This is a genomic window from Capnocytophaga sp. oral taxon 412 str. F0487 (assembly GCF_000271925.1).
Classification (GTDB): domain Bacteria; phylum Bacteroidota; class Bacteroidia; order Flavobacteriales; family Flavobacteriaceae; genus Capnocytophaga; species Capnocytophaga ochracea.
Map to the genome: position 1 here is coordinate 42,514 of NZ_AJZR01000033.1, position 19,145 is coordinate 61,658.

The window sequence follows — 19,145 nt, forward strand, 5'->3', positions numbered from 1 at the left end:
TTCACAATCGTTTTTTGTTCTGTTAGAAAAACTCGGGCAAATGTATTACTTTTTTTTTAATTTACAAACATAATACAGTTTTTATTTTTACTTTTGCAATCTATAAGCTTTATTTCAGTAATAGGAAATCATTGCATATGAAGCGTATTCTTATCACAATAAACTATTTTTTTAATTGAACAAATAGGTGTTTTGTTACTTTAAAACCTCTCACAGATTTTATAAAATAAAACCCTTCCCAAAGGAAAGAAAACCAAATTATAAATAAAGGCGTTTTTTGTCTCAAGACCTTATTCCTAATAAGGAATTGTAACAACGTAAAAGCGATTGAAAAATAGTATTTTTATATCAAACTCACATTAAAATAAATATGAAAATTATTTGTATAGGTAAAAATTACCACGAGACTATCGAAAAATTTGATAAAACAACGGTTCAGCCCATAGTGGTATTTATGAAGCCTGATACGGCTATTCACAACCTCGAAATTCCTTACTACCTTCCTGATTTTACACAGGATTTGCACTACGAAATAGAGTTAGTACTCAAAATCAACCAGAATGGAAAGTGTATTTCGGAGAAGTTTGCACATAAATATTACGACGAGATTGCGGTGGGCATTGACTTTACTGCTTGCGACCTGCAAGTGGAATTGAGTCAAAAAGGACTACCGTGGGAGCTAGCGAAGGCTTTTGATGGCTCAGCTATCGTAGGAAAGTTTGTCTCTAAAGAAACATTTGAGAGTTCTTCCTCTATTCAGTTTCACTTAGACAAAAATGGCTCTACTGTACAAAATGGCAATACGATACAAATGCTTAGAGGTTTTGACGTTATCATCTCGGAGGTATCACAATACTTTACCCTTCGTAAAGGTGACCTTATCTTTACGGGAACACCTAAAGGTGCAGGGAAAGTTACAACAGGTGATGTGTTAGAAGGATTTTTAATGGGAGAGAAAGGATTTAGTTTGAAAATTAGATAATTTGGAAATTAGCAAATTTGACTATTAGCCCTAGAAGCCCCAAAGCCAGTGAATGCTTGAAGTTCGCTATCTGAAAAAGGTTGTAGCGCGACAAGCAATTAAAAATCGGATTGTACAGCTTTGATGAGTTCATCGTTATTCTTGAACTTTACAAAAGCACCATTCTTGAAGTAGGAAATGTGTCCGGTTTCTTCAGAAACGACTAAGGCAGTAGCGTCTGTTTTCTCGGTGATAGAAATGGCAGCACGATGACGTAAACCATAGCGTTTAGGCAAGTTGATTTCACTTGCAACAGGCAGTATTACCCTTGTAGCTATAATATGATTACCCTTTATCACAATGGCTCCATCGTGTAGCGGACTATTCTTATAAAAGATACTTTCGATAATAGGCTCGGAGAACTCTATATTCACCTTGTCGCCAGTTTGGGTTACAAAGTCGAGAGGCATATTGTGTTCCAAAACAATAAGCGCCCCTGTATTGGTACTGGCTAACTTCTGACATACATTTATCAAACTCTCAATATTAAGAAGAATTTCCTTCTCTTTGAAGAAGTGAAAAGCACGATGTAGCTTGTTGCGCGCAGTGATATTGGTAGAACCAATGGTGAGCAAGAAGCGACGTATTTCCTGCTGGAATACAACTATCAGTGCGAAGACTCCTACCCCAATGAACTGACCTAATATACTACTGAGCAACTGCATTTGCAGGGCTTCGGTAATCTTCCATATCAGATAAATAATCACAATACCCATAAAAATATTAATGGCTACCGTGCCTCGAATTAATCGGTAGAGGTAGTACAAGAGGGCTGCAAACAGCACTATGTCAATCGCATCGACAATTGTAAAGTCTAAAATATCGAATAGTTTCATTGTATTTTTTCAAAGAGTGTTACACATTCTTTAGCTTCTTTTACATCGTGTACCCGCAAAATGTGTGCCCCTTTCATCAGGGCTATGGTATTGACTACTGTCGTAGCATTCAGCGCACCAGCAGGGTCAGTTTCTAACAATTTGTACAACATCGACTTGCGGGAAAAACCTACCAATAGCGGACAACCAAAGCTATGGAATAGCTCTAAGTGCTTCAACACTTCGTAATTCTGGTCTAAGGTTTTAGAGAAACCAAAGCCTACATCTACTATAAAATCGTTAATCCCCGCTTGCAAGGCTTTGGCTTTGCGCTCAGAAAAATAGTAGCGCATATCACTGATGATATCCTTATAATCAGTGTGCTGTTGCATTGTTTGGGGTGTACCTACGAGGTGCATCGCAATATAAGGCACCTGAAATTGCGCTACTGTAGCCAACATCTGCTCATCTAAGAGTCCGGCAGAAATATCGTTGATAATACAAGCTCCTTCTAAGAGCGATTGGCGTGCTACCTCACTGCGAAAAGTATCTACCGAGATACGTATCTCGGGAAAATGTTGCACCAAAGAACGCACTACGGGCACTACCCTACTGAGTTCTTCGGCTTGTGAGACTTCGGGTGCATTGGGGCGGGTGCTATAACCACCCACATCAATAAAATCTGCGCCGTGAGCGAGCATTGTTTCTGCGCGTTGTAAGAGCGTTTTTTCGGTTACACGACTACCTTCGTAGAAAGAGTCGGGAGTATGATTAAGGATTCCCATCACTCGCGGGGTATCCATAGAGAGAAGCTCTCCTTTACAGTTTATTGTCATTAATTGTTAGTTATTAGTCGTTAGATTAGCAGTCCGCCATATTTACAGCTACCGCTAAGCCCCCTTCTGAGGTTTCTTTGTATTTAGAGTTCATATCTTTGGCAGTTTGCCACATAGTATTGATAACCTTGTCTAAGGGTACTTTCACATTCTTAGGGTCGGTTTCGATAGCCAATTCGGCAGCGTTAATTGCTTTGATTGCCCCCATAGCATTGCGCTCGATACAAGGGATTTGCACCAATCCGCCAATAGGGTCGCAAGTAAGCCCCAAGTGGTGTTCCATTGCTATTTCGGCAGCGATGAGCACCTGCTCAGGAGAACCACCCAAGAGTTCGCAGAGCGCACCTGCCGCCATTGCGGAAGATACACCTATTTCGGCTTGACAACCGCCCATAGCTGCTGAGATGGTTGCTCCTTTTTTGAAGAGACTGCCTATTTCGCCCGCTACCAATAGGAATTGCTGAATCTGCTCCTCGGTAGCTTGTTGGTTTTCGATAGTTATGTAGTAGAGCAACACGGCGGGAATCACCCCTGCACTACCATTGGTAGGTGCCGTAACTACACGCCCCAACGAAGCATTCACTTCATTAACTGCCAGCGAAAAACAACTTACCCATTTAAGGATTTCGCGAAACTTGATATTCGTTTTCTTGATAGAGTTCAGCCAATTCTCTGGACTATCGTAGGTGACTACCCCTATGAGGTTCTTGTGGATATCATAAGCACGACGACGCACGTGTAAACCGCCTGGGAGTACACCCTCGGTATGACAACCTATATAAGTACATTCCAACATAGTATGCCATATACGCATCAGTTCGCTATGGATTTGCTCCTCAGTACGCAAGGCTTTTTCGTTTTCATAGACGATTTCGGATATTTTCTTTCCTTCTTGGCAACAATAGCTAATCAGTTGCTCAGCTTTATCAATAGGGAAAGGGAAATTTCGCTGAGTATCTTCCTTGGCTGTTGCTTGTTCTCCTTCTTTTACTATAAAACCACCCCCTACTGAGTAGAAAGTAGAAGCATAACTAAACCCCTCGCCTTCAGCTGTAAAAGTAAGACCATTGGGGTGAAAAGGCAAAAAATCTCTATTGAAAATAATGTCTTCCTTAGGATTGAAGCTAATGATGCTCTCATTGCCTAAATAGAGCTCTTGATTATTAGTAATAGCCGTAATAATCACGTCTAAACTCTCAATAGGCACATACTCAGGGTCGGCACCACTGAGACCTAACATTACTGCCAAATCGGTAGCGTGACCTTTGCCTGTGAGGGAGAGTGAGCCGTATAAATCTACGTGCACTTTGGTTGTGCGGGTTAGGAGGTGCTTCTCTCTCAATTCTTTGAGGAAAGCCTCAGCAGCACGCCAAGGACCTAAAGTGTGAGAGCTGGAAGGACCTACCCCTATTTTTAGCATATCGAATACACTTATCTGCTCCATTTTTTCGTTATAAGACTTTATAAGAATGCAAAAATAGAGAGAAATTAGCAAATTAGCAAATTTGAAAATTAGCATATTAGATAAAACACACTAAATTAGTGAAGTAAAAGCAGTATAGCTTGGGTGTAGAATTTGAACAAAAATGATTAATAAAATTTCCTCTAAACCTCCAACGAAGAATCAGCGGACAGAATATCCTCTCCCCAGTCACATACTCTCCTATTCGGAAGCTACTCCCAAGGAGAGGGAGTGTAGTAACGGAAAAAGTAAGACGAACAATGAACGGTGCGAGCCACACGGGCAGATAAACAAATGACGAAGAAATGACGAAGAAAAGACGAACAAAAGACGAAGAAAAGACGAACAAAAGACGAACAAAAGACGAAGAAAAGACGAACAAAAGACGAAGAAAAGACGAACAAATGACGAAGGAAAGACGAACAAATGACGAAGGAAAGACGAACAAAAGACGAAGGAAAGACGAACAAAAGACGAAGAAAAGACGAACAAAAGACGAAGGAAAGACGAACAAAAGACGAAGGAAAGACGAACAAAAGACGAAGAAAGAGTGGCGTTAAAGCAAAGGGAAGTTAAAGCTAAGAGAGTGTTAAAAAAGAGGATATTGGTAGATTTCAACCTTGGTAAAGTGCAAAATGAAAATTTGCAGACCAATTCTGGTAGACTATAAAAACAAAGAACAAAATAATTATTTCAGAATTTATTGCTAATTGTTAATTATTTCGTATCTTTGCACTCAGAAAACATAATTGCTAAAACACGAATGAAAATAGCTAAAAAAATACTGAAATGGGGAGGTATAACCCTATTGCTCCTCATCATCGCAATGATTGCTATTCCTTTTTTCTTTAAAGATACTATCAAGGAAAAGGTTATTGAGATGGCAAATGAAAACTTAAAGGCGAACATCGGATTACAAGATGTTGATATTAGTCTGTTTAAGAACTTTCCTAAGGCACGCGTTACCCTCAACGATTTTGTTTTGGTAAACAAAGAGCCTTTCGTAGGTGATACACTTTTTGCTGCTAAACACATAGATGTAACACTTAGCATCAAAGATTTATTAGCGGGCAACTACAATTTGTTAGGAGCTAATGTGAAAGATGCTTCGGTGTATATACACCTTAACAAGGAGGGAGAAGGCAACTATGATATCGCTATTCCTTCGGATAAACCTGAGGAAGAGTCAGCACCTATAAAACTAGATATTCAGCGGTACAATGTAGAAAATCTGAAATTTAGTTTCAAAATGGACGACGGCAACCTCTTTATGGAAGCAGCCGATATTTACCACAGCGGGAAAGGAAACTTTGCCGAAGAGGTATTGGACTTAGACACTCAGACGAAAGCCAACCTAACTTTTGCAATGGGTAAAAGCACTTTTATGAAGCAAGTGCCTATTACCTTGCAGGCTATTTTGGGCATCGACCTCAAAAATCAGAAATATACTTTCAAGCAAAACAAAGCCACTGTAAATCGTTTGGATTTGGTATTCGATGGTTTTATTCAGTTATTGGAGGAAGGACAACATTACGACCTTACTTTTAGCACCCCTACCAATTCATTTCAAAACTTTTTAGCGCTCATTCCCGAAGAGTACTCTAAAAGCATTGAGAATGTAAAAACCACAGGAAATCTGACCCTGAAAGGTTTTGCCAAAGGTGATATGGTAGGTGATAAAATCCCTACTTTCGGACTTGAAATGTATGCAGACAATGCTTCTTTTAAATATCCGAACCTGCCTAAAACGGTGCGTGACATCACTATCGACCTAAAAGTAAACAACGCTACGGGTATTACCAACGATACCAAAGTGAACCTCAACAAATTTACGATGAGTATCGACCAAGACCATTTTTCGGCTCGTGCCAATGTGAGCAATGTGGTAGTAAACCCGTTTGTGGATATGGCAGTAAAAGGGACTATCAACTTGGCAAACTTATCGCAAGCATACCCTATTTCGTTAAACAAGAAGTTGGCAGGAATCTTACGCGCTGATATAGCGACACAATTGGATATGAAATCGGTAGAGGCTAAGAATTATCAAAAAATTAAAGCGCAAGGTAATTTGTCGCTTTCTCAGTTTGTATATGCAGGCGAGGAGTTTGTAAAACCTTTCCATATTGATAACTTAAACGTAGCCTTTAATCCGTCGCACATTGGGCTTTCAAAATTTGATGCTCGCACAGGTGATAGCGACTTACACCTTACTGGAACGATAGATAATCTGTACGGTTTTGCTTTCAGAAAAGAAATCCTCAAAGGAAACTTTAATCTATCTTCGAACAAGTTAGTAGTAAACGATTTTATGCAACCCGCAACAGAATCGTCTGCTCCTGCGAAACAAGAAACCAAAGAAGCTCCTAAAGCTAATAAGACCTCTACAAAAGAAGCGGCTATAAAAGTGCCTGCTTTCTTAGATTGTGCGCTTACTGCAAAAGCCAATACGGTGTTATACGACAATTTGAAATTGAGTAATGTATCGGGTAAACTGATTATAAAAGACCAAAAAGTAACCTTAGAGAACTTAAAATCGGATATTTTTGGAGGAAATATAGCTCTTGCAGGAGATGTATCGACCAAAGAGAAAATACCTACCTTTGACGTAGATTTAAACCTAAACCGCCTTAACATATCCGATGCTTTTACGCAAATTACTATGCTCGAAAAGATAGCGCCTATTGCGAAAGTTGTACAAGGGAAAGTGAATACGGTTATCAACGTAAAAGGTAATTTGAAAAACGATTTAACTCCTCAAATTAACAGTATCTCGGGCGACCTATTTGCAGCACTTATCGACTCTAAGATTGACAGCCACGGTTCTCCTCTACTCTCAGCCTTAGACAGCCAATTTACAGGTTTAAATTTAGCCAATCTCAACCTAAAAGATGTGAAAGCAGCGGTTGATTTTGAAGATGGAAAAGTGAAAATCAAGCCTTTTACTATCAAATATAAAGATGTAGCCATAGAGGTAGCAGGTTCTCACGGATTTGACCAACAGATGAATTACAAGCTCACCTTTAATGTACCGCCTCAAATGTTGGGTAAAGAAGCAGAAGGTTTGTTAGCAAAATTGACTCCTGAAAACCAGAAAAAGATAAACAACTTGCCCGTGGTAGCAACCGTAGGTGGAACTTTCAAAAAACCACAAGTAAGCACCGATGCTAAAGCCGTAGTAAAAAATTTGGCTACCCAAATAGCTAAAAACCAAATTAACAACCTTACCGCTAAAGGCACTGACGCACTACAAAAGGCTTTAGGAGGTAAAACAAGTTCGGGTACAGCAGGCGAAATAACCAAAACGGTGGGAGGACTGATGAAGAACAAAGACAGCACAATGACTAAAGTGAAAGAGAAAGCCAAAGAAGAGGCTAAAAAAGAAGCCAAGAAACAAATAGGCAATTTCCTCAGAGGTTTGGGTAAAAAAGAAGGAGAAGAATAAGAATAAAATTAATTAAATATATATGTATAAAGTAGTACTTTTACGCCACGGGCAAAGTGAATGGAACAAGCTCAACTTATTCACAGGGTGGCAAGATGTAGATTTAACAGAGCAAGGCGTACAAGAAGCACGTGAAGCAGGACGCGTAATGAAAGAAGAAGACTTCAAATTTGATGTTGCCTATACTTCAGTGCTCAAAAGAGCTATCAAAACCTTGAACAATGCTTTGGAGGCAATGGGCGACCTTTGGGTGCCTACACACAAAAGCTGGAGACTCAATGAAAAGAGTTACGGAGCGCTACAAGGTTTGAACAAAGCTGAAACTGCTGCTAAATACGGTGAAGACCAAGTACTTTTGTGGAGACGCTCTTACGATGTTCGTCCTCCACTTATTGAAGAATCGGACGAACGTCACCCCTCACACGACCGTCGTTACGCTTCACTTACCAAAGAAGAAAAAACAGCAGGCGAAAGTTTGAAAGATTGTTATGACCGTATGTTGCCTATATGGTTTAACGAGATTGCGCCAGACATTAAAGCAGGCAAGAGTGTGATTATCGCAGCACACGGTAACAGTTTGCGTTCTTTGGTACAATATCTCGACGGGCTTTCAAAAGAAGAAATCTTAAAGCTCAATATCCCAACGGGAGTACCTTTGGTATATGAACTCGATGCTAATTTGAAACCTATCAAACATTATTATTTAGGCGACCAAGAAGCTATTGCAGCCGCTATCAACAGCGTGGCAAATCAAGGTAAATCAAAATAAAATTTGCTTGATATATTGATAGAATAAGGAGGTTATTTATTGCAGATAACCTCCTTTATTCCTTTAAAAATGAAACTTTAACGTCACGCTTTTTGTATATTCGAGTAAAATAATTACCTTTGCACCAATTTTAAGCAGAACATATATTAATGAAATTTATATACATTCTTCTTTTTTCACTATGCAGTAGTACTTTTAGTCTGTTTTATGGACAGAAGAACCCTGTGTTTAAAGTAGTTTTAGATGCGGGTCACGGAGGTAAAGACCCCGGTAAAGTAGTACAGAAAAACATCTTTGAGAAAGATGTGGTGCTGAAAATAGTATTATTAGTAGGCAAAAAGTTAGAGGCTTACCCTGATATAAAGGTGATTTACACTCGCAAAACCGATGTGCTAATTGACCTTTATGAGCGTGGAGCTATTGCCAACAGGAACAAAGCCGATGTATTCGTTTCAGTACACTGCAACGCTCACGAAACACAAGTAGACGGTGCGGAAACATATGTATTAGGGCTACACGCCAACCAGCAGAACTTTGAGGTTGCCAAAGCCGAAAACTCGGTAATCTACTTGGAAGATGATTACAAAAAGAAATACGCTAAGTACAATATTAACTCACCTGAATCGGTAATAGGGCTATCTATTATGCAAGAAGAGTTCTTGGAGCAGAGCATTCAGCTAGCTAAGTTAGTGCAAAACCAACTCACAGGAGTTATGAAACGCACTAACAGAGGCGTACGCCAAGCGGGATTCATCGTCTTGCACCAAACCTATATGCCCAGTATTCTTATAGAAACAGCATTCCTTACTAACAACGAGGAACGCAAATTCCTCACCTCGGCTAAGGGGCAAGAAGAGTTTGCAGAGAACATTGCTGAGGCGATACTCGCTTACAAGAAATGGATAGAAGACAAAAGTTCTTATACTACCCCTGACGACAGTATTTCACAAGTAAGAGAAAAAAATAATACCCCAAGACAAAGTACAAGTAAAAGCACTATCAACAACAGCGATTTGAGCTATAAAGTACAGATATCATCAAGCCCTAAAAATTTAGAAACAAAGGCTTTTAATTTCAAAGGACTCTCGCCTATATCGGTTGAAAAAGACGGGCGTGTATATGTGTATTACTATGGTGATACTTCGAAGCACAGAGAAGCCCTTGAGCTACTGAACAAAGCAAAAAAAAAAGGGTATAAAGATGCTTACATCGTAGCTTTTTACCAAAAGAAACGCATTACAGTAGAAAGAGCTAAACAAATAGAAAAGTAAACTTATTCAAATAGAAACTGATGAAACTATCCAGAGAAATAAAAACAGCTATTATAGTTGTGGCGGGTATTGCCGCTTTTTATATAGGCTTTAACTTCTTGAAGTCTAAATCATTATTTAATAAAACGAATACTTATTACGCTTATTTTCCTCATTCAGGAGGGTTAAAAACAGGTACACAAATCACTGTAAATGGGGTGAAAGTAGGGAGTGTGGAAGCAGTGGACTTAGAAGAGAAAAGTGCCAAGATAAAAATTACGATGGAGTGTTCAGACGATTTTAAGTTCTCTAAGAATAGTGTAGCCGAGCTTTACAACAGTTTGCTTGGAGGTGCAGGACTGCAAATTATTCCCGCCTTCGATAATGCTCCTATAGCCGTATCGGGAGATGTATTAGAAGCACGTGTACAAGAAGATATGCTCGCCTCTATCTCTTCGTCAATCAAACCTACACAAGATAAGCTCAATCGCCTTTTAGGACAAGCCGATACCACTCTTACAGGAGTGAACAGTGTTTTAGATGCTAAAACTACTAACAATTTAAAAATTGCCATTGCCGAACTAAGTGCGACAATGCACAACCTAAATCAGGCATCAGTAAACCTCAATAAGATGTTGGTAGCTAATCAAGCCAATTTGAATGCTACTTTAAGCAATGCTAATAAAATCACTACTGATCTATCAAAAGTATCAGGACAGCTTTCGGAAGCTGAACTTAATAAAGTAATTGCCAATGCACAAACAACTCTTAACAACCTCAATACTCTTTTGGCTGAAGTAGAAGGAGGCAAGGGTACTATTGGAAAATTACTAAAAGACGAAACGCTCTATAAAGATTTAGACAAATCGGCTAAACAGCTCGAATTGCTCTTGCAAGACCTTCGTTTAAATCCTAAGCGTTATCTTCATTTCTCCGTTTTTGGTAAAAAAGCTAAAACATACGAGCCTCAAGACGAAGAAAAAGGAGAATAAACTGTATTGATGAGCTTCTTTCCTAACATAGTATTTATAATACTTCTCTGTATAGGGGGAGGCTTTTTTATTTATAATCTACGGAAACTCATTAGGAATATCCGTTTAGGCAAGCCGGAAGACACTTCTGGCAACCGCAAAGAGCGACTCAAAAATATGTTGTGGCTCGCTTTAGGGCAACGGAAAATGTTGGTACGCCCCATAGTGGGTGTGTTGCACATTATTGTATATGCAGGTTTCCTGATTATCAACATCGAACTTTTAGAGATTATTACTGACGGTATCATAGGAACCCACCGCATATTTGCCTCCTTAGGGGCGTTTTACAACTTCTTGATAGCTTCTTTTGAGGTATTAGCTCTCTTAGTGATTGTAGCAGTAACCGTATTTTGGATAAGGAGAAACGTACTAAAATTACCACGCTTTCGCAAGGCAGAAATCAGAGGGTGGGCAAAAAAAGATGCAAGCAATATCCTTTATGCCGAAATGGTAATGATGAGTCTTTTCCTACTGATGAACGCTGCCGATGCTCAGCTACAAGCATTACACGTACCCCACTATGTGCAAGCAGGTTCTTTTCCTGTGAGCGAATGGTTACGCCCCTTGTTAGGAAACGCTTCGGTAAGCACTCTTATAGTTGTAGAACGCAGTTGTTGGTGGTTACACATTACCGGGGTTTTATGCTTTTTAAACTACTTGTATTACTCCAAACACCTACACATACTGTTAGCTTTCCCTAATACGTACTACGCACCTATTCGTCCGTTAGGAGCTTCTAAGGTAAATCCAGCGGTAACACAAGAGGTGAAACTAATGTTAGACCCCAATGCCGATCCTTTTGCAACACCACAAGACACAGCCCCTCCTGATAAGTTTGGAGCTTCGGACGTGACCGACCTCACTTGGTTACAGCTGATGAACGCCTATACTTGTACCGAGTGCGGGCGTTGTACCGATGAATGTCCAGCGAACCTCACTGGTAAAAAGCTTTCTCCTCGCGCGATTATGATGAAAACACGTGACCGCTTAGAAGAGGTAGGGCGCAATATCGACAAACACGGTACTTTTGAACCCGATGGCAAACAACTTTTAGGCGACTACATTACTCCTGAAGAACTATGGGCTTGTACCACTTGCAATGCTTGTGTGGAGGTATGCCCTGTGAGTATCAGTCCGTTATCTATTATTATGGATATGAGACAGTATTTGGTAATGGAAGAATCGGCAGCTCCTACCGAACTCAATGTGATGATGACTAATATAGAGAACAATGGAGCCCCTTGGGCGTATAGCCAAGCAGATAGAGACATCACAAATTAGTTTTAATTTATTATCTAAATTAAATGAACTTACTATCCGTAGAAAATATATCAAAAGCCTTTGGCGAACGCATAATCCTTGAAAACATCTCTTTTGGTATCAATAAAGACCAAAAAATAGCCTTTATCGCTAAAAATGGTACAGGGAAGACTACTTTACTCAATATTATTGCAGGCAAAGACCAACCCGATAGCGGACAAGTAGTATTCCGCAAGGGCATACATATAGGTTTTCTCTCACAAAATCCCTCTTTTAACGAAGAACTAACAGTAGAAGAGACTATTTTCGCAACCGACAATCCTATTTTACGATTGATTCAGGAGTACGAACACGCTTTACAGCACCCTGAAAACGAAATGGCTTATCAAAAGGCTTTTGAACAGATGGAACGCCATAATGCCTGGGATTTTGAAACACAATACAAACAAATACTCTTCCGTCTAAAATTAGACAACCTCCAACTGAAAGTAAAAAACCTTTCGGGAGGACAGAAAAAGCGTCTCGCCTTAGCCAATGTACTTATTAGCAAACCTGACTTGCTGATATTGGACGAACCTACGAACCACCTCGACTTAGAAATGATTGAATGGTTAGAACAGTACTTTGCCAAAGAAAACCTTACGCTCTTCATCGTTACGCACGACCGTTATTTTTTGGAACGTGTGTGCAATGAAATTCTGGAATTGGACAATGGCGAACTATTCAGCTACAAAGGGAACTACTCCTATTTCTTAGAGAAAAAAGAACAGCGATTAGCACAAGAGCAGGCATCGGTAGAGAAGGCTAAAAACCTTTATGTAAAGGAACTCGACTGGATGCGTAGGCAACCTAAGGCACGAACTACCAAATCGAAATCGCGTATAGACGATTTTTATAAGATAAAGGAGGCAGCCCACAAGCGTCGGAAGGAGCACTCGGTACAGCTCGAAATCAATATGGAGCGATTGGGAAGCAAGACGGTGGAGTTTCACAATGTGAGCAAGAGCTTCGGAGACTTGCGCGTGCTCAATAAGTTCAATTATAATTTCTTGCGGGGCGAACGAGTGGGAATTATAGGTAAGAACGGCACGGGCAAATCCACCTTTCTCAACTTACTCACCTCGGCTATCACGCCTGATAGTGGTAAAATAGTAGTGGGAGACACTATTAAGTTCGGGTACTATACCCAAGATGGTATTGAGGTACAACAAGGACAAAAGGTAATAGAAGTGATACAAAAGTATGGCGATTACATTCCTCTACTTAAAGGGCGCACTCTCTCAGCAGGACAGCTATTAGAACGCTTTCTCTTCGACCGTAAAAAGCAATACGACTATGTAGAGAAACTCAGCGGAGGGGAACTTAAACGCTTATACCTATGTACTGTACTCATTCAAAACCCCAATTTTTTGATTTTAGACGAGCCTACGAATGACCTCGATATTGTTACTCTGAACGTCTTAGAAGACTTTTTGTTAGACTATCCAGGGTGCTTGGTGGTAGTATCGCACGACCGCTATTTTATGGATAAAATAGTAGACCACCTTTTTATCTTCAAAGGTAATGGCGAAGTAGAGGATTTCCCTGGTAACTACACCGATTACCGCGTGTACGAAGAGAGCGTTCCTCCGACAGACGATACTCCCAAGAAAGAAGCCACCAAAAACACTTGGCGCAAGGACGGAATGAAAGGTTTATCGTTCAACGAGCAGAAGGAATACAACCGATTGGAAAAAGAAATAGCGCAGTTAGAAGAGAAAAAAACTGCTATAGAAGCTACTTTTGCCGAAGGAAATCTTAGCAGTAATGAAATACAAGAACAATCAGTAGCCTTGCAAGAGACGCTTACTGCCATAGAGGAAAAGACCGAACGCTGGTTTGAACTAACGGAGAAGCTGGAAGAACATTAATATTTTACTCCACTGACAAGTTAGCATATTAAGAGTATTTTGGCTATTTACTTAATTTTATGCATTACAATTTTCAAATTCTACTTTATTTTCGTATCTTTGCCCCCTCACTCACTATATAATGACTCATTCAGGAAAAATTGAACTAATGGCACCAGCTGGTAATTTTGAGTCGCTACAAGCGGCAATAGACAATGGTGCCGACTCAGTGTATTTTGGGGTAGACCAGCTGAATATGCGCGCAAGAGCAAGTATCAACTTTACGATTGACGACCTTGATGAAATAGCGCACCGTTGTGCTCCTAAGGGCATTCGCACTTATCTCACCCTTAATACTATTATTTACGACCACGACCTATCTATCATCAAAACACTATTAGACGCTGCCAAAAAAGCAGGTCTTACAGCTGTGATAGCTATGGATCAGGCAGTCATAGCTTATGCTCGACAAATAGGAATGGAGGTGCATATCTCTACCCAAATCAATATCACTAATATTGAAACCGTGCGCTTCTATGCGATGTTTGCTGATACAATGGTAATGAGCCGTGAACTGAGCTTGCGACAAATCAAGAAGATATGTGAGCAGATAGAAAAAGAGCAAATCAAAGGACCTTCGGGCAATTTGGTAGAAATAGAAATATTTGGACACGGGGCGCTTTGTATGGCGGTATCGGGCAAGTGCTACCTGAGTTTGCACTCACACAATTCCTCAGCCAATCGCGGAGCTTGCAAGCAAAACTGCCGCAAGAAATACACTGTAATCGACCAAGAAAGCGGTTTTGAAATAGAATTGGACAACGAGTATATGATGTCGCCTAAAGACCTCTGCACGATTGACTTTCTCGACCAAGTAATCGACACAGGAGCAAAGGTATTAAAGATTGAAGGGCGTGGGCGCGCTCCTGAGTATGTGGCTACCGTTATTCGCACCTACCGAGAAGCAATAGATGCTTATTACGCAGGCACATACAGTAAAGAAAAATTTGAAGGCTGGATAGAAGCCCTCAAAACGGTGTACAATCGTGGTTTCTGGAGTGGATATTATTTAGGGCAAAAACTTGGTGAATGGAGTGAAAACCCAGGCTCTAATGCTACCCAAAAGAAAGTGTACATTGGGCAAGGCAAACACTATTTTCCTAAGACTGGCATTGCAGAGTTTGCTATTGAAGCCTTTGATATAAAGATAGGCGACAAATTACTTATCACTGGACCTTCAACAGGCGTTCAAGAAATAGAACTCACCTCAATGATGGTAAACGATACTCCTGCTGAAAGAGCTAAGAAAGGTGATTCTTGTACTATCAAAACCAATTTCAGAATAAGGTTATCAGATAAACTGTATAAAATAGTAAAAACAAATATCAATTAGCAGATTAGCAGATTTAGTTTAATATGGTAATAGTAACCTTACAGCGTGAAAAATGCATCGGCTGTAACTACTGCGTAGAGATGGCTCCTGAGCAGTTCCAGATGTCGAAAAAAGATGGCAAGAGCGTATTATTACGTTCCACTGAAAAGAAAGGCTTCTTCACCCTAAAAAGTTATGATGATAGTATTTTTGAGGATTGTGAGAAAGCACAAAAAGCCTGCCCCGTGAAGATTATCTCTACCAAAAAATTATAGTATTAACAACAAACGACTAACATCTAAAAATAATAAACAATGAGAAAAATAGTATTATTAGCCATATGTTTGTTTGCTTTTTACAATGTAAAAGCACAATACATAGGAGTGAAAGCAGGGTACAATTATGCTACCTTAAAAGGAGATGTAAGTAGTGAGGCAAGTTTTAAACCATATCACGGTTATTATGCTGGGGTTACTTTAGAGTTTCCCCTATCTAAATTGTTCTCTTTACAGATAGAAGGTATCTACAATCGTCGTGGTGCACAAATAAAATCTGATAGATATGGGAATGCTACTTTGGCTCTCGATTATCTTTCGGCTCCTGTAATGGCACGATTCAATGTAGGAAAGGGTATTAATTTGCACGTAGGTCCTCAGATAGAATATCGCGTTGACCAGCCTAATTTCTACTTCAATGGTACAGAACCCGTAACTCGTGTAAAATCAGATGCCATAGACATTATAGATGTAGCTATGACTGCAGGGATAGGTTACACTACTGATGCAGGTTGGTTTTTCGAAATACGTTGGGTACAAGGACTCACTAATATCTTTGAAGGCGATGAGGCAAGCCTCATAAGTACGGGCATTGCTAATTCTTACGACTTTAAAAATAGAACGCTCTCAATGGGAGTAGGGTATCAATTTTAAGCTAAATAATAGGTAACAAGATGTATAGACTGATATATGTAATACTTTTGATTGGACTACTTTCTTGTGAGAAAGAACGGCAAAGGCGCAACCCTAACTTAGGAGAAGTACATTTCACCTATACTATCGATATAAGTTTACCTCTCTATAACAGCTTAAAAACACCAATGAATACTGTATTTGTTCCCTACGGAGGTATTAAAGGATTTTTTGTGACTTGTTATAGTAATGGAGGATATCGTGCTTGGGAGGCTGCTTGTCCTAATCATAATTTACAAGAGTGTCATAGTCGCCTGTTTGGCATAAGGGCTATAGAAGATGAAAATAGCTATGAGAAGACTGGTCACGACTATACTTTTGCCAAATGTTCTTGTGGTAAAACAGTTTACAATTTAATATCAGGAGCTCCTATTGCTATTGGGCAAATTGCCAAACCTTATCCTTTACTAAATTATAATGTTTCAGTAGCTGGTAATTTTTTAACCATTAGTAACTAATGCTATCAGTACGTTTTGAAAATACAAAGCCCATCACATTTATCATTGTGCTATTAGCACTATTGATAGGTGATGGGCTATTTCAATTTAAAATACTACAACTTCCTCTCAGTGACGTGTCTCATCTCACTGTTTTAATGAGTACTTTTGTATTGCTCTTTCTTTCTTTATTATTACTTCACCAAATAGACCGGTGGAATGAACTTACTGACACCAAAAACTGCTACTCTATAGCCTTCTTTAGTATTTTCGTAGTGCTCTTCCCTACCCTTTTTGATAAAGTGAAATTAGTAGGTGCTAACTTACTTATCATTGTAGCCTTGTGGCGTGTACTTACTCTTAAAACAGGTGAAGGAATTCCACAAAAACTATTCGATACTTCTCTACTAATCATTTGTGCAGGCTTGTTGCACCCTTGGGCTTTAATTTTTCTGCTAAATGTATGGATTTCTCTACTCTTTTACGGAGCTGAAAAACGCCGTTATTGGTTTATACCTCTTTTAGCAATCATTACTGTTAGCATCTTATTAGGGGCTATTTTATTAATACTTCAAGAGCCCTTTCCTATTGATGATTTTACAAATCTCATCACTTCAGATATAAATAATCTTCTAAACTTTTCTTCTCATTCCATTGCTACAACAATAGCAGTATGTAGCTTAGCACTCCTTCTTTTAGTAGCATTAGCTGTATACTATTTCAGAAGTGTTTATCACAGCATCAGCTCATTAGTAGTAATACAATTCCTCTGGATAGGGCTTATAGTAGTATTCCTTTCCAAAGAAGTGATATACACCTTTGCCCCTATTGCCATTCTCTTTGCTCTTTATGTAGAGAAAATACGTGTGTGGTGGCTAAAAGAAATCGTACTATGGTCACTATTATCTATGCCTGGCATAGGGCTTCTACTCCATTTTATTACCAAAAGCTAAATCACCCGCATCACCTAAACCTGGTACTATATATCCGTGGTCGTTAAGGTGAGCATCTATGGTAGCAATCCATAAATGAGTAGTCTCAGGAAACTTATCTTCCAAGTATTCTATCCCCTGCTGTGCCCCTATAACAGCAAACAAATGTATCTCTTTAGGTGTTCCTAAAGGTTTCAGCGCATTGAATACATTAGCAAACGAACGCCCTGTAGCCAGCATTGGGTCAGCTAAGAATAAGATTTTACCTTCTAAGGACGGCGAAGCCAGATACTCCACCATTATATCAAAATCAGTCTCAGAAGTGTGTTTGCGATAAGCCGAGATAAACGCATTATCAGCATTATCAAAGTAGTTCATCAAGCCTTGATGCAATGCCAAACCAGCACGCAAAATAGAGCAAATTACTATCTCGTCTTTCGGAAGTTGTACCTTCTTTTCGCCCAAAGGTGTAGTAATTGTTTCCGTTTTATAGTGTAGAAACTTACTCATCTCGTAACACAATACCTCCCCTATTCGTTCCAAATTTTTACGGAATCGCATACGGTCTGCTTGAATATTTACATCACGCAACTGGGCGATAAATCGGTTTAATACGGAAGGCTCTTCGCCTAAATGATGTATAATCATTGGTCTGTTAGCTTTATATTTTCACGCCACAAAAGTAGTATATAATTTGCTAATTTACAAATTTGCAATTTGGTAAATTATTTTTTTTGGCACACTATTTGGAATAACTATACTGAATCATTAAACAATAATTAAGCGTATGAAAAACAAAATCACTAAATTAACAGCTTTTATTGCGATAATGCTACTCACCACCGCTACCTATGCTCAAGAGTTTCACTTAGGAGCAAAAGCAGGTGCTAACTTAGGTAAAGTAGAAGGTGTAGCCTATGACAAAAACTTTAAATTGGGCTATCAATTAGGTGGTTTCGTCGAATTCGATTTCAATGATAGCTGGGGGCTACAGGGGGAAGTACTCTTTAGTCAAACCAATACAGAGCTCCGCGATAGCTACCAATCTGTTTGGAACGACAAGTTCGAAAAGAAAAAAACACTGAACTACGTAAGTGTACCAGTACTCTTGAAATACAACCCTAGCGGATTGATTTCACTACACGCAGGACCTCAATTTAGTTTCCTTGCCAACCGCGACCAAAGTACTTGGGAAAACGGAGAAAAGCTCTTTAAAGATACTGATTTTTCATTAGTGGCAGGAGCTGAAGTAAATTTAGGTCCTCTTTTTGCTTACGGTCGCTATGTATGGGGTTACAGTGATATTAGTAACGCCCTTAAAGAAAAAGCAACTACCCAACAAATACAATTGGGCGTAGGGGTACGTTTTTAGAAAATAGGAATATTAGTTAATTAGAAATAGGGTTTAAGTGATTTATAAATCACTTAAACCCTTTCTTATTTTTTAAACAACCTTAATTACTCTTCACCTCAGATTCACCTTCTCTTCGTCATTTCTTTATCTGCCCGTGCGACTCGCACCGTCTTTTGTTCGTTCTTTGTTCGTTCTTTGTTCGTTCTTTGTTCGTTCTTTGTTCGTTCTTTGTTCGTTCTTTGTTCGTTCTTTGTTCGTTCTTTGTTCGTTCTTTGTTCGTTCTTTGTTCGTTCTTTGTTCGTTCTTT

At 39.4% G+C, this 19,145-nt stretch carries 18 protein-coding genes; 14 read left to right on the forward strand and 4 right to left on the reverse strand.

The window, feature by feature from the left end:
* The first annotated feature begins 370 nt into the window (after positions 1 to 370).
* A complete protein-coding gene (locus HMPREF1321_RS06010; protein WP_009421773.1) occupies positions 371 to 982 on the forward strand; it encodes a fumarylacetoacetate hydrolase family protein in 612 nt (203 codons plus the stop codon).
* Positions 983 to 1,080: 98 nt separating this feature from the next.
* Here the strand turns inward: HMPREF1321_RS06010 and HMPREF1321_RS06015 are convergent, their stop codons facing one another.
* Genes HMPREF1321_RS06015 through HMPREF1321_RS06025 form a run of 3 tightly spaced genes read right to left on the reverse strand, consistent with a single transcriptional unit; the run spans position 1,081 to position 4,116 of the window.
* Complete coding sequence (locus HMPREF1321_RS06015; RefSeq protein WP_002672484.1) at positions 1,081 to 1,857, reverse strand: diadenylate cyclase; 777 nt, start codon at positions 1,855 to 1,857, stop codon at positions 1,081 to 1,083.
* Positions 1,854 to 2,672 carry a dihydropteroate synthase gene (folP, locus tag HMPREF1321_RS06020; protein WP_002672486.1) on the reverse strand — a complete coding sequence of 273 codons (819 nt, stop codon included), beginning with the start codon at positions 2,670 to 2,672 and terminating at the stop codon, positions 1,854 to 1,856. Before folP ends, HMPREF1321_RS06015 begins: the two co-directional genes overlap by 4 nt.
* Positions 2,673 to 2,697: 25 nt before the next feature.
* A complete protein-coding gene (locus tag HMPREF1321_RS06025; RefSeq protein WP_009421783.1) occupies positions 2,698 to 4,116 on the reverse strand; it encodes an L-serine ammonia-lyase in 1,419 nt (472 codons plus the stop codon).
* Positions 4,117 to 4,439: 323 nt separating this feature from the next.
* Between HMPREF1321_RS06025 and HMPREF1321_RS11870 the strand changes: the two genes are divergently transcribed.
* From HMPREF1321_RS11870 to HMPREF1321_RS06085, 12 genes are all read left to right on the forward strand, one after another.
* Positions 4,440 to 4,694 carry a hypothetical protein gene (locus HMPREF1321_RS11870; RefSeq protein ID WP_034575790.1) on the forward strand — a complete coding sequence of 85 codons (255 nt, stop codon included), beginning with the start codon at positions 4,440 to 4,442 and terminating at the stop codon, positions 4,692 to 4,694.
* Positions 4,695 to 4,897: 203 nt separating this feature from the next.
* Entirely contained in the window at positions 4,898 to 7,576 is a 2,679-nt protein-coding gene (locus HMPREF1321_RS06035; protein WP_009421781.1) for an AsmA-like C-terminal region-containing protein, read from the forward strand.
* 22 nt (positions 7,577 to 7,598) lie between these two features.
* Positions 7,599 to 8,345: a 2,3-diphosphoglycerate-dependent phosphoglycerate mutase gene (gpmA, locus tag HMPREF1321_RS06040; RefSeq protein ID WP_009421776.1), complete on the forward strand. Its 747-nt coding sequence runs from the start codon at positions 7,599 to 7,601 to the stop codon at positions 8,343 to 8,345.
* 149 nt (positions 8,346 to 8,494) lie between these two features.
* Complete coding sequence (locus HMPREF1321_RS06045; RefSeq protein ID WP_009421809.1) at positions 8,495 to 9,616, forward strand: N-acetylmuramoyl-L-alanine amidase; 1,122 nt, start codon at positions 8,495 to 8,497, stop codon at positions 9,614 to 9,616.
* 20 nt (positions 9,617 to 9,636) lie between these two features.
* Positions 9,637 to 10,587 (forward strand): MlaD family protein, encoded by a 951-nt coding sequence (locus HMPREF1321_RS06050; RefSeq protein WP_009411846.1) that lies wholly within the window; start codon positions 9,637 to 9,639, stop codon positions 10,585 to 10,587.
* Positions 10,588 to 10,596: 9 nt separating this feature from the next.
* Positions 10,597 to 11,907 carry a (Fe-S)-binding protein gene (locus tag HMPREF1321_RS06055; RefSeq protein ID WP_009421782.1) on the forward strand — a complete coding sequence of 437 codons (1,311 nt, stop codon included), beginning with the start codon at positions 10,597 to 10,599 and terminating at the stop codon, positions 11,905 to 11,907.
* 23 nt (positions 11,908 to 11,930) lie between these two features.
* Positions 11,931 to 13,796 carry an ABC-F family ATP-binding cassette domain-containing protein gene (locus HMPREF1321_RS06060; protein ID WP_009421793.1) on the forward strand — a complete coding sequence of 622 codons (1,866 nt, stop codon included), beginning with the start codon at positions 11,931 to 11,933 and terminating at the stop codon, positions 13,794 to 13,796.
* A gap of 121 nt (positions 13,797 to 13,917) precedes the next feature.
* Complete coding sequence (locus HMPREF1321_RS06065; RefSeq protein WP_009421772.1) at positions 13,918 to 15,168, forward strand: peptidase U32 family protein; 1,251 nt, start codon at positions 13,918 to 13,920, stop codon at positions 15,166 to 15,168.
* A gap of 23 nt (positions 15,169 to 15,191) precedes the next feature.
* Positions 15,192 to 15,422, forward strand: coding sequence for a ferredoxin (locus HMPREF1321_RS06070; RefSeq protein ID WP_002672503.1), 231 nt, complete (start codon positions 15,192 to 15,194; stop codon positions 15,420 to 15,422).
* Positions 15,423 to 15,461: 39 nt separating this feature from the next.
* Complete coding sequence (locus tag HMPREF1321_RS06075) at positions 15,462 to 16,076, forward strand: porin family protein (protein ID WP_009419506.1); 615 nt, start codon at positions 15,462 to 15,464, stop codon at positions 16,074 to 16,076.
* A 20-nt stretch (positions 16,077 to 16,096) separates the two neighbouring features.
* Positions 16,097 to 16,573 carry a hypothetical protein gene (locus tag HMPREF1321_RS06080; protein WP_034575792.1) on the forward strand — a complete coding sequence of 159 codons (477 nt, stop codon included), beginning with the start codon at positions 16,097 to 16,099 and terminating at the stop codon, positions 16,571 to 16,573.
* Positions 16,573 to 17,505 carry a hypothetical protein gene (locus HMPREF1321_RS06085; RefSeq protein WP_009417347.1) on the forward strand — a complete coding sequence of 311 codons (933 nt, stop codon included), beginning with the start codon at positions 16,573 to 16,575 and terminating at the stop codon, positions 17,503 to 17,505. The genes HMPREF1321_RS06080 and HMPREF1321_RS06085 overlap by 1 nt, the downstream gene beginning before the upstream one ends.
* On the opposite strand, the gene upp is transcribed toward HMPREF1321_RS06085, so the two are convergent.
* Entirely contained in the window at positions 17,479 to 18,132 is a 654-nt protein-coding gene (upp, locus tag HMPREF1321_RS06090) for a uracil phosphoribosyltransferase (RefSeq protein WP_002672507.1), read from the reverse strand. The genes HMPREF1321_RS06085 and upp overlap by 27 nt on opposite strands.
* Positions 18,133 to 18,271: 139 nt before the next feature.
* Between upp and HMPREF1321_RS06095 the strand changes: the two genes are divergently transcribed.
* Positions 18,272 to 18,856, forward strand: a complete 585-nt coding sequence (locus HMPREF1321_RS06095) for a porin family protein (protein ID WP_009419504.1) — start codon at positions 18,272 to 18,274, stop codon at positions 18,854 to 18,856.
* Positions 18,857 to 19,145 lie beyond the last annotated feature (289 nt).